We start from the raw sequence: 16,123 nt of genomic DNA, 5'->3' as shown, positions 1-16,123 counted from the left end.
TTGTTGAAATTTATAAGTTATTATTTGATTATTAAATTAAACCATTTATCAGAGGTGTTTATCTTGAGTTATTTAGATATGTTAAAAAGTTGCGAACTTTGTAATAGAAAATGTAAAGTTGATAGATTAAGTGGAAGTATAGGTTTTTGTAAAGCAACTGATAAAATTAAGGTTGCTAGAGCAGCACTACATCTTTGGGAAGAACCCTGTGTATCTGGCGAAGAAGGCTCAGGTACAGTGTTTTTTTCTCATTGTAATCTTAGCTGTGTGTTCTGCCAAAATCATGAGATAAGTCAAGAACATAATGGTAAAGAAATAAGTATAGACAGACTAAGTACAATATTTTTGGAGTTGCAAGAAAACAATGCTAACAATATCAACTTAGTAACACCAACACATTATGTCCCTCAAATAATTGAAGCTATACGCATAGCAAAGAATAAAGGATTAACAATACCGATCCTTTATAATACAAATGGATATGACACAGTAGAGACAATAAAAGCATTAAATGGATATATAGATGTGTATTTACCCGATTACAAATACTTCAATAAAAAATATGCATTAAAATATTCTGCAGTAAATGAGTATGTGGAGAACATTAATTCAATTATTGGTGAGATGCTTAAGCAGGTTGGTACCCCTAAATTTGATGAAAGAGGAATCATTTCTAAAGGTGTGATAGTACGTCATCTTATGCTGCCAGGACTTTTATTTGATAGTAAAAAGATAATTGACGACATATATAGAACTTTCGGAGATTCCGTATATATAAGTATTATGAATCAATACACCCCAATGCATAAAGCAACTGATCACCCCGAAATAAATAAAGTGCTTAATCCAAATCATTATGATTCACTTATTGATTATGCCTTATCTATTGGCATTAAAAATGGCTTCATCCAAGACTCTGGAACTAGTAGTAAAAGTTTTGTCCCTTCCTTTAAAAATGAGGGAATTTAACACTATTTATTAAAACTTAAATTTATATCGTTACGCATTATAAGGTTCCAACTTCAACTATTAAGTTATGCACTTCGATGAAGGAACTTATTAAAATCTTAACTTAATCGGAAACATCTCATATGTGATTCCAATTAAGTTAAGACTTTTTCTATATATTAATATAAACTTCTTCTTTCATAGGTACATTTATTCTTTTTAGTATTACGACAATAATCAAGCATATCACACAAATAAACGATATAATCCTAAACAATAGGAAAATACTAATATGTTCTAAAAGAATTCCTCCTCCTATATTACCTATAAAATTACCAATACCACAAGCAGCTGCAAAGAAAGTCATTACAGAGGATTTCATTCTCGCTGGAGTAATCTTATTCATGTACTGATACGATGATATCAGGAACAATGGATAGGTAATGCATTGCATACCTTGAATCATTATAACAGAAGTATAAGTCGTACTTAATGAATCTAAAAAATAACGAAGCACATAAAACACTAGGCCAATCATAAGTAAATTTAACTCTCCGAACCTGTTTAACAACTTATTTCCTAAAAACAAAGTAGGCAATTCACTTATTGCAAGGACAAACCATAATAACCCTAGCTTAGAGACATCACCTCCAGTTTTTTGTATCAAAACTGTGATATAACTGCCGTTAATACCAAAAGATATATTCACTATTATTACTGAAAGTATAAAAATTGAAAATCTATTATCCTTCATAAGCTTCTTAATAGCACTAATATCTATCTTACTATTATGAGTTTTACTTTTAAAATCAATGCTCCAAACTATAATGGCCCCTAAAAGCATAGTAATGGAGAATAAAACAAAAGAACTGTTAATACTTATATGCTTTACTGCCTGTGCAATAGTTAGCGCTGCAACTGCATATCCAAAGGACCCCATAAGTCTTACTTTTCCGTATTGAATATCTTTGTTATGCTCTATAATTTCATAACTATAAGCATCAGACAATGGATTAACTGAGCTTTGAAACATTAATAAAATAATCATACTAATTAAAATAGAATAAAAGCCATTAACAAATATAAAAAGATATATAACTAAAGAGCTAAAAAACATAGTTATCAAAATAGAAGTTCTCTTATTCAAATACTTATCTGTAATCACACCCCAAATAGGTTGTGTTATAACCCCTGTTATCGAATAAACTGCCATAGCAATCCCTATTTGAGTATAACTAAATCCTTTGTTTTGAAAATAATATGTTAAAAAAGGATAAAAACATGCCATTGCTGCAAATTCAAATACATAAAGAAATTTAAGTTTAACGCTTAATATATTAGATCGATTCATATAGCCAGCCCCCTTGTTAGTATTTCATATAAACAACCTCTAAATAAATGAATTTTACTTCTTTATATAAGCTCAAAATCTGATATAAAAAGCCTATATTTACTATCGATTTACCTTTGATATTTTCAAGTTAAATTATATAACACTTATATATAAGTACAATGGAAATAATAATGAATTGTATTAATACAGTGCAAAATATGAAACCTGCTCGTATAACCTTATTTTCGAGAAAAAATGCACATAAAATAGGAGAGATCCTAGTAGACCTCTCTTATTTTATCTTACATCTTTTTGTGGATTATTTATCAAACAAACTACCTTTAATAGTTAAATAGATTATTGGTATGTTTTTAAATCATGGAAATGGGGTATGTATTTCTCTAAACTGACATACTACTTAAATTCTTCAAATTCTATATTGGCTTTGAAAAGATCTCCGTCTATTTCTATATTAAAACTTCCATTCTGTATTTCTACTAAACTTTTTGCTATAGCTAGTCCTAACCCAGATCCTTCTGTATGTCTTGCCTGATCTCCCCTTTTAAATCTTTCTAATATTTCCGCAGGATCAATATCCAGCTCATATGCTGAAATGTTTTTCATAGATATCCTTACTTCACTTCCATAATTATCTACGAGTATATAAACTCTAGTACCATGTAAAGAGTAGTTAATAATATTGTTTATTAGATTTTCAAAAACTCTCCAAAGCTTTTTGCCATCAGCCAGTATATATAATTTATACTCCGGATAAGTTACTCTAAAATCAAGTTCCGCTTTCTCTATCTTTTCTTCAAATTCAGCTAAAGTCTGCTTTAGAAGCGATGTTACTTCAACCTTCTCCATATTAACTTCTAAGGATCCACTAGCAGCCTTTGATGCCTCAAATAAATCTTCAATCAATATCTTAAGTCTTTGAGACTTTCTATCAAGAATATCAATATAGTTTCTCATATCTTCTGGAGATCCATTGTTCCTCTTTAGTAGGTCCACGTAGTTTATTATAGAAGTTAGTGGAGTTTTTAAATCATGTGAAACATTAGTTATAAGCTCAGTCTTTAGTCTTTCACTCTTAACCTCACTTTCAATAGAACTCTTAAGTCCTATTTTCATATTATTTATATTATCCGCAAGCTTAGAGAGATTACCTTTTCCACTTATATCAATAGTATAGTTTAAATCTCCATTTGTTATCTTTTCAACTCCTACAATAATCTTTTCTAGTATTATAAATTTCTTAAACACATATGCAGAAACAAATGCTGCAAGTGTTAATATTAGAAGTAGTACGATAAACCCATACACAAATATATTATGGCTAAATAGAAAACCAACAAATACAGTTAATGGCAATATAACAACTACGCCCAAACATATAACTACAATAGCTTTAAAGAAGATGCTTCTCATATAAGTAACCTCTTCACCATATATAACAGCCTTTTTTAATAATTCATATACTTTCCATAATAATACCTTCTTCACCATATCTCGACTTGCTTCTTTATAAAATATAGGTAACACAAGCTTTAATAACATAATTAATGTAAGTGCAATACCTACTATAGCTTCTATTTCTACAAATGATATTACTTCTGATTTTCTATATGGATAATACGCATAATAGCTCATCAAAATCGCTATATTTAAAACAAGTATAGCTATAACCCCAATAGCTCTAACTTCAAGTGGCAACTTTTTTAAACTTATTACATTTTCCTTTAAAAGCTTTCTATTATATATAAGCATGACTAATGAAATTATAAAAATTGCAAATGCTACTCCTATTACTATAGCCTCATTAATAACTTTTACTTTTAAATTGCAGTAATCTCTATAAGCGAAATAGATTGAATCACCTTCAGAAAGCTTTTCAGAGACAGATATATATATTGTTAAATTTGAATTACTAACCCTATTAACTAATGCATCAAAATTTCCTGCTCCACTATTAGTTCTTCTTATATTAACATTACAATCATATATATTTTCATATGGATCTGTATTCCCGTTTTTACTGTACACCTTTAAATAAAATCCTGTAGTGTCTTTGAAGCTCGCCTTTATATTATTATAATCATATTGTATATTAGATTTAGTTGTACCATCATCGCCGTCGATTAATACATATTTGATATTTTTAAAACCATCTACTCTTTTTCTTATGTCCTTTAATGTTTCTAATCTTTCATTGATAATGTCTTTTTTTAAGCTATCTGTATTATTTATTCTTGAATTATATTCCTCTTTTAAATTTTGTAGGCCTTTATTAAGCTCTTCTTTTAATCTATCCGCTTCATCAAAAGTGCTTTTTGCATTTGCTTCATTAACTCTATTATTATATTCGTAAGTTAATTTATCTGTTTCATCATGTAATTTATTCACTAATTCTTGTCTTTTAGTTTCAACGTCGTCTGAAGATAAATTTTTAGCATACTCCTCACTTTTAATATACTCTTCATTTTTATAGTTCTTTACTAAATCAACAACCTCAAAATTAAAAGTCCTTACTATCTCCATAAACCCTTTAGTTTTATAAAATCCACCTTTTTCAAAAACCTCTTTATTAGTTACAACATCAACAGAAACAATAATCACTGTTGCTAATGAAAACATAGCTAGTATCAACAAAATTTCTCTTATTAACTTACTTTTGTTTTTCAATCTTATACCCAACTCCCCATACCACCTTTAAATATTTAGGATCCTTAGGGTTGATTTCAATCTTCTCTCTTATTCTCCTAATATGCACCGCTACAGTGTTATCAGCATTATAACTGAACTCATTCCATACATTTTCGTATATTTCATCTATTGAAAACACCCTATCTGGACTTGACATTAAAAGATTTAATATCTTATATTCTCGTGGAGTCAACTTTATTTCTTCTCCATCTACTGACACTGTTTTATTTACTCTGTTAAGAAACAAACCTCCAGTACTTATTTCATCTTTATCTAAAGCTTCATAATTCCCTAGTTTTAGATACCTCCTAAGTTGTGATCTTACTCTAGCTATGAGTTCTAAAGGATTAAAAGGTTTTGTCATATAGTCATCCGCTCCCATATTAAGCCCCATTATTTTATCAACATCTTCAGACTTTGCTGATAAGATTATAATTGGTATATTTCTTTCTTTCCTTATATTAAAGGTTGTCTTTAAGCCATCCAATTTAGGCATCATAACATCCATTACTATTAGATGAATATCATTGTTAATCAAAATATCTAAAGCTTCCATTCCATCATATGCTTTAAGGATATTTAATCCTTCATTACTTAAATATATCTCTATAGCGTCAGTTATTTCTTTTTCATCGTCAACTACCAAAACGTTATACTTGTCCAAGTTTTTTGTCCCCCTATTTATACATTTCTACAATATTATACCATCAAATCCCCCCTTATAGCCTTTCTTTAATATTACTCCCTAAATCTTACGAATTACTTATCATATTTCTTAAATTTTTCTTACAAAATGAAAAAAACTACCAATAATATTGTTTATCATTGGTAGTTCATTATATTTGATTTATTACATCTTATACTTAGATAACTCTTTTTTAAATATATCAATTATGCCTTCAATCTTTCTTATACTATCTATAGTCTTATCAATTTCTTTTTTATAATCTTCAATGCTTGCACTAACAGTCTCTGATGCAGCAGCATTTTCTACTGCTATTGCAGCTAAGGAATCTATGCTCTTAAACATTTCTTGTATAGAATCAGCTTCCCTATTAAGAGCTTCGATAGAACTATTTATAGCCTCTGAAACATCTTGTATTGAATTTTTAGCTTCAAAGCTTATATCTTTAACATCTTTTAGGGCCGAAGTTTCTTTTTCAAGAACCTTGTATTGACTATCTATGTTATCAACTAATCCGTTTATATCCGAAGCAAAAACATCTAGATTTTGATTAATCTCTCTAACTGCCCCCTTAGATTGCTCTGCTAGCTTCCTTATAGATTCAGCAACTACAGCAAATCCTCTTCCTTGCTCACCTGCTCTAGCAGCTTCTATCGAAGCATTTAAAGCTAAAAGATTTGTTTGTTCTGATATTCCAGAAACTATTGATACTATATTTGTGATGTCTGATGCTTTTTCTTGAAGTTTTCTTCCACTTTCTTTTACTCCCATGAAGGATTGAAGTGTATCATTTATATTAGTACTTGCTCTCTCTACATGTTCATAACTGTCTCCAATTTTTATAACAGCTTTATCTAATTCTGTCTTGTTCCTGTTTTCACTACTAACTAAAGAATTTATTTCCTCTATGTTCTTATTAATTTGAGTTAACAAGTTTTCTGTATTTATATCCTGTTGAGTAGACATTTCTGCAACTTGTCCAGAAAATCCGCTAATTTCTTCTGTTGTATATCTCATAGATTCTGTAATCTGGAACATGTCTTTAGAAAATACATTCATCTCATCAGTTACACTATTAAAAGATGTCAGATCTTGAGACCACATATCCTTAACATTAGTTATGCTATTAAAAATGTCCTCAAATATATCATTCGATTGTAGTTGCAGATTACTATACCTTCTCTCTGCCATAGAATTAAGTTCATCTATTATAGCTTTTTTAGGGGCAAGCATCATATTTGTAAATAAAGCAGATATAACAGCTGCGACTCCAGCCACTATGACTCCATTAATTGCCCCAGATATGATAACACCTACTATTGCCGTAATTATAAAAGTAGGTATTGCAGCCTTTACTCCTATATTTCTTACAAATCCAAAGGATAGCAATTTGTTCAGTCTATACTTCTTTTTATTTAATATTTCATACTGAAAAGTTAATTTAAGAGATAATGAAGTTTCTGCCCTTGCTACCTCTTCTATAGATATTTCTTCTCCAAACTTTTTAGCACTACCATTTAGTAATCCCTGAAAGTAATCAAACATACCTCTTGGAGAATTATATACGAATATAGCTTGATTTTTGCTTACAGGTTCTAATTGAAAAGCAGGAGGTTTAGCTCCGGAGAATTTTCTCATTATTACTGCATGCACATCATTCATTGCCTTTAGAAATGTATATAAATTTAATTTTCTAAAGAAAGCTGGGTAATCATTATAAAAAGTTTCTATGTTATTTTCACCCAGTATATACCAAAGCTTACTTAAATTCATCTGCTTTGATTCGGCTATGTACTTTATTACATTACCTATGACTTTATCATCTACATTTTCAAGTGGTGTGAAGATCCTACCATTATCCCATTTGACATTTGTCATAGCCTTATCTACAATTTCATTACCATAAAGTCTTCTACAGGTTTTAAGCCAAGTAGAAACTACCGTTCCCTTCATAGTATTCCTCCCCCTAACTAATAATAGTTATTCATCAACTACATTATACTATTATTATCGTCAAATAAATAGCTTTATCTAATAGTAATTCGCTAATATTCTCGTCTTTATCCTACCTTTAGATATAAAACACTCAATCCCAAATTTATTTCCAAAACTTCTATGGATCCTGAGAGAAGTTTTGAAAATATAAGTTTAATTATGAAATAGTTTACCTGTTTAAGCGGAATAGATAGACCAGTTCCAAATAAAGGCTAATTGTTCATATAAAGAAAAGTGCAGACTATATAAAAAGCCTGCACATCTCTTTGTTTCTATTAGAAAGTGATCATTTTTAAAATAAATCATCAAAGTAATTTATATAAGGCACATCCTCACCTCTATAGATATTCGATGTTGTTGGTGGGAAAAACACTCTTTCTATACCTGCATTATTCCTTGTATATTCTGAATTTCTTAATTCACCAATTTTCGTTACCCCAACATACACATCAGATATTTTATACCATGTGGCATAATCAACTACACCGGTCTGTGGAAGACTAAATACACTTTGGAACACTCTAACAGACTCTGCTGTATTAGGCCCATAACTTCCATCTACTGAAAGCTTTGGAATCAACGGATAATTCACTGAAATTCTATTTAAATAAGTTTGAATAGTTCTAACAGGTTCTCCGCTAGAGCCTATTTTGAGATTGTATCCTGGATATGAACTTGGAATACCTTTAACTTGCTCTGCTGTTACTAATTCAAGATCTGAACCATAAAAATTAGTTAGTATTTGAAATGGAGTTCTTCCTTCATCGCCAAGGTATTTACTTCCCCATTGAGTTAACCAACCTGGACATTGAACATTCTTTCCGTCACAATACTGGGTTAATAATGGTTGTTTTCTACCAGGTCTTCTAGCATAGGTAGCAAATATTTCATCAGCTATTCTCTCTATATTATCAAATATGTTCCTTCCATAACTAAATGCGTGGTCAAAGGCTGTAGAACTAGTTATATCAAAGTTTTTTCCTTTTCCTCTATACCATTCTGTATATACCCTATTAAGGGTAAATGATATTATGCAAAACAAGTTAGCCCTAATTGTATTGTCAGACCAGGTAGGAAAAATCTCAGAACTAGCAACATTCTTTATATAATCTTTAAATCTTACTGTGTAGTTTGGTGCAGAGGTATCATTAGGTACGCCCTGATGAACCACTACGAATTCTGGAACTACAGGTTTGCTTAAAACTACTCCGCTACTTGGTGGTGGTAATGGCTTTTCTGGATTTTCTGGAATCTTAGGAGGGAAATTTCCTACAAGTTTATTAGGTTGTATCTGTATAATATTTTCTCCCTGCCTTGTGTTTGATGTTTCACTCAGATTACATTTCTGATACGCAACCTTGTCTGGGTATATCTGACACCCTCTAATGAAAAGTGATTCAAACCCTGCTCTTTCTACTCTTATATCTGCTAAACTATATGGAATTTGGTTATTGGGCGCCTGAGAATACTGCAATGGGGGAGTATCCAATTGTATAACTGGTGATAACCCAGCTGAGTCAGTACTTAACTGTATGGTTTGAGCACTTGGAGAAGCAAACTCTCCAGTAGGAGTGATAGTTATCCTTACTTTATCTACAGGAATGTAATTATCTCCCTGAAAACATTGAATTTTCAAATTTCCCCTAAATGGCATTATATAGCTCCTTTTAAATTTTTCTTTACTATAATATGCTTTTAACAAAGGTTTTGTGATTAGGTCATCTCGAAAACCAACTTGTATATCTTTATCTAAACTACGGCTACTTCTTTATCTTAGGTATCCTAATTATTAAGTTTCCTTTATTGAATTCCATAAATTCGCTATCTTCTCTATAATTATCATCATATAGCAGCTTTTCATCCCTATTCTTGTTACTTTCCCTTATACTATCATTTTGTTCATTAAAAACTTGATCCTCAGATTCTTCTTTAATATTAAAAACACTTCTTATGTTATCAAATACACCCTTCATATTTAACATTCCATAGCCCCACTGAGGATTAGGATATACATCCCCTTCTCTTTTTGTAGCTCCTCTATATAAATAAGTTTTTATATTAGAGGAATACATCGTAGGATCATTTTTCTCAACAACTCCCCACTGGAGAAGTAAAGCACAGCATCCAGCGGTAACTGCCCCTGCTACACTTGATCCAGAGACAGTAACAGTTTCTCCTCCAACATCAGTAGTTAGTGCATTTATACCACCTGCAGCTATATCAGGTTTTATTCTATTATCTCTCGTGTAACCTCTCCCAGATTCCCCTACCGTTGCATTATTATTTTGGTTATAATAAGCTACTGATATTACTCTTCTCGATGTAGATGGAATTGTAAGCGTAGTATATTGATTACCACTTAAAAACTTTGTATCTGGAGCCAATAAATCTCTTTGAAGGAGATAAGCATCGTATCTACCAGTAACTACAAGATCTCCAATCAATCTGAACTGCCATATCCCTTCTCTTATATCTTGTGCTCTGATTACAATCTTTTCATCTCCTGTAGTATTCTCTGGTATAGAGTACTCAATATTCATTTTAGTTCTCTCATATACAAAATTTATTTCACTAGCTTGTTTTAACTTAGGTGGTATCCTTTGAATAATCTCACCTGAAGGTGATACTATCGACAAAGAAAACTTATCTGGTTTTCCAACCCAAATCTCAAACTGGATATTTCTTTGACCTCTTCCAATTCGTAATTCAATAATATTGCTATCCCCAGTCTTAGCTAAAGTTCCAGTTGTATGAGTATCTGCTTCAGCTTGATTACCAACAGTGGTAACCACAATAATTCCTCTCACTTTCGCCACTTCATCAATATATCTTTCTATAGATGCATTTCCATCATGAGATCCTAAATTTGTGCCAAGGGGCAAGTATATTACCATTGGTCTTCTAAGACTTATTGATAAATTATACAGATATTTTACAGCCAATAAGACATCAACATTGCCATACCTTCCAGGAGCCTGACCATATGCAAAGAAATAATCTAAATATCCTTGAGGCGCTTCTCTCACTTTTACAACAGCTAATGTAGCTCCAGGCGCTGCACCTATAACTTCTGGGTTCTTACCTCTAGCAGCCGCAAGCCCTGCCATATGAGTACCATGTCCTATTTCATCTTTAGAGGGAACTATTGCATATGGATCACTTCCAGCTCTTTTAGCTTTTATTGCACTATTTATTTGTTGTTCTGTGTATTCTGTTCCATATGGAAAACCTATTGGAATCTCATTTGGAGTCTGTATGGTTTGATCCCATATTCTTACGATTCTTGTAGTATCATCTTCTTTTATAAACTCATCATTTAGATAGTCTACTCCACTATCTATAATCCCAACAATTACTCCTTCTCCATTTAATGGGAGATAGACATTGTTATGGAATAAAGTAGCATCGGCAGCTTCTACTGGTGATATTGCGGATAAGGTAAATATTCTTCCTGAATCGATATTTATTACCTCTGCCACTTCATTTACAATAGAATTTATTTTACTTATTGGAGCTACAAGCACAGCATTGTATTCATCCAAAATCAGCACATCTGCATCACCATATTTTTTGATAGCATTTTTTATATCACCTTGATACTCTATCGCAAAATATCTATAGTTAGGATTTAAGAATAAATTTCCGTCTGTTCCAAATCCAGAATTATTTATCCCTGTAGAACCACTCCCTTGTTGTGTACTCTGCAACTGACTACCAACTTGACCCATACCAGGTGTTACTTGTAAACTTCCAGTCTGCTGATTTCCTATTGGCCCAGTTACGCCTATCACATTTTTCTCTGCGTTTTGTCCAATTGCTCCTTGCTGTATACCGGTCTGCTGACCTTCAAATGTCATACCAGTATTTCCTGTTATATTTGAATTACCTTTTGTTTGATTTCCTTGCGGATTATAAGGTTGATTGAATTGATTTATTAGATACGGTTGGCCAGTCTGTACTCCACTTTTTTGCGGATTAGTGGTCTCAGTTGTAGTTTGCGTGTTACCTACTGATGTGCTATCAGATTGTACTGTGCCTTGATTATTTGCATTTTGCTGAGGAACCTGAGAACCTACTGTCCCTGTAGTAGTCTGTAGATTATTTGGGTTCACACTTTCCTGAGTATTTTCTTGTCTATTTTGATCATCCCTCATATAACCTCTCCCTTCGTGCGATGCCCTTAGTAAAGTTAAGGCATCATATGCACATATAGTGCCATATCCCCAGCTAGGATTAGGATATGCAACATCTGTTCTTTCCCTTTTGGCCGATCTCATAATATAATATTTCAATCTATCACCAAATAGAAAAGGATCATTTCCATTTACAACACCCCATTGAAGTAGCAATGCACATATACCAGCCACATGAGGCGATGCCATGGATGTTCCTGTCTTAGAATCAAAACTTCCTCCCTCTACTGGAGCTAATATACCTTCCCCAGGTGCAGAGATATCAGGTTTATTAAATGAAACATTTAGGAGTCTTCCTCTGCCCGAAAAAGGAGATAAGTTGTTAGTTTTGTAATCATAGCTTCCTACCGATATAGCAGCCTCCACAGTAGCAGGTATTCCTAATGTGTTAAATACATTAGGTTGTAAAAACCTAGTGCTTGGATTTAATGCCTCGGTTATTGGTAACCATATATCATAAAGTCCCCTATATTGATTTAAAGTTTTTAATGTTATAGTCCATTCACCTGCACTTAAAGATTCTCCTACAGGTACAAGACTTATAGTTATTTCTCCCGCAATATCAAATGGTCTTGGTCCTGTATTATATATCAGACACCTATTGCCATCGACCGTTGTTTCCTTATATCCTTCACTTAAAATTATCTCACCAGTTCTTATACCAGATGGAGTCGTTAAAACAAGTGATAAATTACTAAGAAGTGGTTTATATAATTGTAACGTCAATGTTGGCTCTCCCTCTGAAACTGAAAGAGATATATTTATTTGCTCTCTAAGTTCTCCACCTACATGATGAGCTGCTTCCCCTTCATTCCCTGCTGCTATAACTATAGCTATTCTTTCCAACGTACAAACTGTCTGTATATACTGCTCAAATAGACTAGTACCATTATGCGCACCATCATTAGTGCTTAAGCTAATATTTATAACTAAAGGCTTTTTCAATTCATTTGCTCGATCAATTAAAAATCTTATTCCTCTCATTATTTGAGTACTTAAAGCATAATTAGCAAATCCATACCTAGTTGTTTTTACCATGGCTATAGAACACTCATATGCCACACCATAATATTGTTTATCTATATTTCCTCCAGCACAAGCTATCCCAGCAACGTGTGTTCCATGCCCTATTGGGTCTGTGACATCAACTACAGATAGTGGATTACTTGAGCGCAAAGCTTGATTTATCATATTTCTATCATATACTTTTCCTTGCGCTGTAAGATCATATATATAATCTATTCTAGTAGTTCCATCTTGGTTTCTAAATGCTGGATGAGTATAATCTATACCCGTATCTATAAAACCTACTAACACCCCTGATCCGGTAACCTTATATTCACTATATACTTGTGGAACACATGCTGCTCTATTACTATTCACATCCGATGTGAACAAAACTTTTGGCAATTCTGCGTATTGAACACCTTCTAATTCAGAAATCTTATTAATATCCACAGCTTTAATCGTTACTATACCAAACCCAAATCCTAGATTTTCAAGCTTTCCTCCGATTTTGTCCACAGATTGCACAACTTTATCCACATTATCCCCAAATAATATAACAACCTCTATACTACCTTGGTTTATTTTTTCATTCTCCGATATCTTTGATAGTTTCCCTATTAATTCATTTGGTACGTTAGCTAACAAATTAAGTGTTGCATCAACTTTACCGCTATCTATCGTAAATTCCTCCTAAAAATATCTTCATATACTAATGTTATTCAAAAAATAATAGAGTAATGCACTGCATTACTCTATTACCTAATAAAAATTCGTTCGTATTTTATAAAACTATCTCTAATCTGTCTAACTTTCCTATTAACTTTATATCTTTAACATTAGCAGTTTCAGTTTTTACTGAACCTTTATTACTTATCAAAAGAACCTTTGAGCTATCTAGTTTCTTAACTTGTCGTATAACCCTACTATCATTAAGCTCTATCAAGCATATAGAATTATTCTCAATATCCTTAATGCTATGACAAAAAGCTATATCTCCTTCAGTTATTCTAAAACCCGACATATCATCATTTTGAATCTTTAGATAAAATACCTTATCTACACTATGTCCTTCGATCTTATTTGAATGAAGAACCATTTCCTTATATCCATATGTCTTAATCATAGAATAATCATAAATAGGAACATTCTTTAGTACTGAACCAAAAGCTTGATTCCAAACTTCATCTGTTTCGCCTTTAGGAGCTACCTCAGATTTCTTAGGTTCGTATACCTTTTTTACAACTTCTCTTTCTTTTTTCAAATCCTCATCTGTTACAACCATGTTGACATCATTTAGATCTGTATTAAGTACCTTAGCAATCTTTTCTATAAGAGCTTCATTGAGTATTTTTTTACCCATTTCAACTTCGTTTATAAACTTTTCTGCTACTCCTAGCTTCTTAGCTAATATTTTTTGAGTAATGCCAGCATTAATTCTAGCCTGCTTTATCTTATCTCCTACCCTACTCAATTAAACTCTTCCTTTCTGATTCTTATACCATTCTCGTTCTTCGATTAAGTGCTCAATTAAGTAACTAAAAGTCCATTCACTAGAGGTTGGCGTAACCACCGCTAATATAGACTGCTTCACTATCGCTCTAACTATCTTTATATATTCTTGTAATTCTTTATCTTCAAAATTGTTAAATATCAGAACCTTTTCCTGCGGCAAAGCTTTGTCTACAGTTTCAAACTTTAAGCCTGAAATTAAGTCTTTAATTTTCATATCAACCATCTCAGTACTTATCACTATTATCTTATTGTTCGTAAGCTCCAACTGCTTTAATTCTTCTTTTTCTAACCCATAGACTAAAATACATTTTTGGTTTTCTAACATTTTGGCTCACCTCCAGTTTAAACTGATATCATATATAGATGTTTCACTTGGAACTGGTTTATCTATATATTATAGTGTTTCTGGTTCTCCAAGGTCATCTGCGCCTTCAACTGTTACTTTTTCCATAACTTGATCTTCATATGGCTTATCGCTGTAGTCTGTTTTTGTTGCTACAATACCATCGACTACATCAAGACCTTCTGTTACTTTACCAAAAGCTGCATATTGACCATTTAAGTGTGGAGCATCAGCTACCATTATAAAAAATTGACTTCCTGCTGAATCAGGATGACCAGATCTAGCCATGGATAAAACACCTTTTGTATGGTTCAAATCATTTTTGAAGCCATTAGCTGCAAATTCACCTTTTATTGAATATCCAGGACCTCCAATACCTATACCTTGTGGATCCCCTCCCTGTATAACAAACCCAGGGATTACTCTATGAAAAATCACTCCATCATAAAATCCTTTTTTAATAAGAGACACAAAGTTTTTAACAGTATTAGGTGCAACCTCTGGATATAACTCTGCTTTTATTACACCGCCTTGTGCCATTTTTATAGTAACTATTGGATTCATAAATAATTCTCCTTTCAAAATACGGAAATATAATCTATATTATTGACATTATTCCCATGTTAAATTCTACATAGGTAAATTATATAATACTTTGTACTGTAATATCAATAATTGTATAAATAGATATACTGTATCGAGTAAAATGTCATTAATGTTTAAACTTTACAGTAAAAAGTAATGGAGCATATTTAAGTTATCCCCCTTAAACATGCTCCATTACTCACGCATTATTTTAAATTATATTATATTCAAAATTACGCTTAATTAAATGTTGTTCCCCTAACCACTCTTGAATAATCCTTAGAATTTGACAAGTTTTTAACATTGATATGCGAAATAATAAAGTCTCTTCCATTCTTGTTTATTAAATCTGTAAATAAACAACATAAAAATGTGGTTGGAATTCTTTCAAATCCTTCAAAATCTAATTCGATGTCTTGACCTATATTCTCTTGAATAAATTCTCTTAGCAGTATAGCATCCTCAACAACAAAATTTTCCCCTAAAAACTCTCTAACATTAACTTTCATATGACACACCCCTTGATATATATTGATAAGAATTTATATTCTTTTTTTATAATTTTCAGATAATTCATCCTCTATATATAATATATCAAGAACTAATTATTTTGTCAATAATTTAACAAAGTTTTTTTTCATTTTTTAGAACTTATAATTAAGTTATATTTTAAAATAATTACGCCAATAAACTTAAGCCATAATATAAGTTAAAGAATAAAAAAAGAAGAGTATATTGCCTGCCAGAATTTCTTCACATACGTTCAGAAAAGGCAGATGCGCAAAAAAATTCACCAAAGAGGATGGCTTTAGCGA

The 16,123-nt window shown here is 31.9% G+C and carries 11 protein-coding genes; 1 reads left to right on the top strand and 10 read right to left on the bottom strand.

Annotation, left to right across the window (positions count from 1 at the left end; all coding sequences use genetic code 11):
* Window positions 1-78 precede the first annotated feature (78 nt).
* Complete coding sequence (locus OCU55_RS14195) at window positions 79-969, top strand: radical SAM protein (protein ID WP_427847057.1); 891 nt, start codon at window positions 79-81, stop codon at window positions 967-969.
* A 151-nt stretch (window positions 970-1,120) separates the two neighbouring features.
* Here the strand turns inward: OCU55_RS14195 and OCU55_RS14190 are convergent, their stop codons facing one another.
* The 10 genes from OCU55_RS14190 to OCU55_RS14145 form a co-directional block, all read right to left on the bottom strand.
* Window positions 1,121-2,299, bottom strand: coding sequence for an MFS transporter (locus OCU55_RS14190; protein ID WP_261852965.1), 1,179 nt, complete (start codon window positions 2,297-2,299; stop codon window positions 1,121-1,123).
* A gap of 396 nt (window positions 2,300-2,695) precedes the next feature.
* The gene (locus tag OCU55_RS14185) at window positions 2,696-4,978 is read right to left on the bottom strand and encodes a sensor histidine kinase (protein ID WP_261852964.1); all 2,283 of its coding nucleotides are present in this window, start codon (window positions 4,976-4,978) and stop codon (window positions 2,696-2,698) included.
* The gene (locus OCU55_RS14180; RefSeq protein ID WP_261852963.1) at window positions 4,950-5,651 is read right to left on the bottom strand and encodes a response regulator transcription factor; all 702 of its coding nucleotides are present in this window, start codon (window positions 5,649-5,651) and stop codon (window positions 4,950-4,952) included. Before OCU55_RS14180 ends, OCU55_RS14185 begins: the two co-directional genes overlap by 29 nt.
* Before the next feature lie 186 nt (window positions 5,652-5,837).
* Window positions 5,838-7,625, bottom strand: a complete 1,788-nt coding sequence (locus OCU55_RS14175; RefSeq protein ID WP_261852962.1) for a heme NO-binding domain-containing protein — start codon at window positions 7,623-7,625, stop codon at window positions 5,838-5,840.
* Window positions 7,626-7,959: 334 nt separating this feature from the next.
* Window positions 7,960-9,321 carry a peptidoglycan-binding domain-containing protein gene (locus OCU55_RS14170; protein WP_261852961.1) on the bottom strand — a complete coding sequence of 454 codons (1,362 nt, stop codon included), beginning with the start codon at window positions 9,319-9,321 and terminating at the stop codon, window positions 7,960-7,962.
* A 106-nt stretch (window positions 9,322-9,427) separates the two neighbouring features.
* Window positions 9,428-13,546, bottom strand: coding sequence for a S8 family peptidase (locus tag OCU55_RS14165; protein ID WP_261853084.1), 4,119 nt, complete (start codon window positions 13,544-13,546; stop codon window positions 9,428-9,430).
* Between the two features lie 103 nt (window positions 13,547-13,649).
* Window positions 13,650-14,339 carry an XRE family transcriptional regulator gene (locus OCU55_RS14160; RefSeq protein WP_261852960.1) on the bottom strand — a complete coding sequence of 230 codons (690 nt, stop codon included), beginning with the start codon at window positions 14,337-14,339 and terminating at the stop codon, window positions 13,650-13,652.
* Window positions 14,340-14,705 (bottom strand): DUF3783 domain-containing protein, encoded by a 366-nt coding sequence (locus tag OCU55_RS14155; RefSeq protein ID WP_261852959.1) that lies wholly within the window; start codon window positions 14,703-14,705, stop codon window positions 14,340-14,342.
* Between the two features lie 69 nt (window positions 14,706-14,774).
* Complete coding sequence (locus OCU55_RS14150) at window positions 14,775-15,287, bottom strand: peptidylprolyl isomerase (RefSeq protein WP_200270220.1); 513 nt, start codon at window positions 15,285-15,287, stop codon at window positions 14,775-14,777.
* A 260-nt stretch (window positions 15,288-15,547) separates the two neighbouring features.
* Window positions 15,548-15,817, bottom strand: a complete 270-nt coding sequence (locus OCU55_RS14145; RefSeq protein WP_261852958.1) for an STAS-like domain-containing protein — start codon at window positions 15,815-15,817, stop codon at window positions 15,548-15,550.
* Window positions 15,818-16,123 lie beyond the last annotated feature (306 nt).

The sequence above is a fragment of the Clostridium folliculivorans genome, assembly GCF_024341905.1.
Classification (GTDB): Bacteria; Bacillota; Clostridia; order Clostridiales; family Clostridiaceae; genus Clostridium_AR; species Clostridium_AR folliculivorans.
This window is presented reverse-complemented; position numbering and strand designations above follow the sequence as displayed.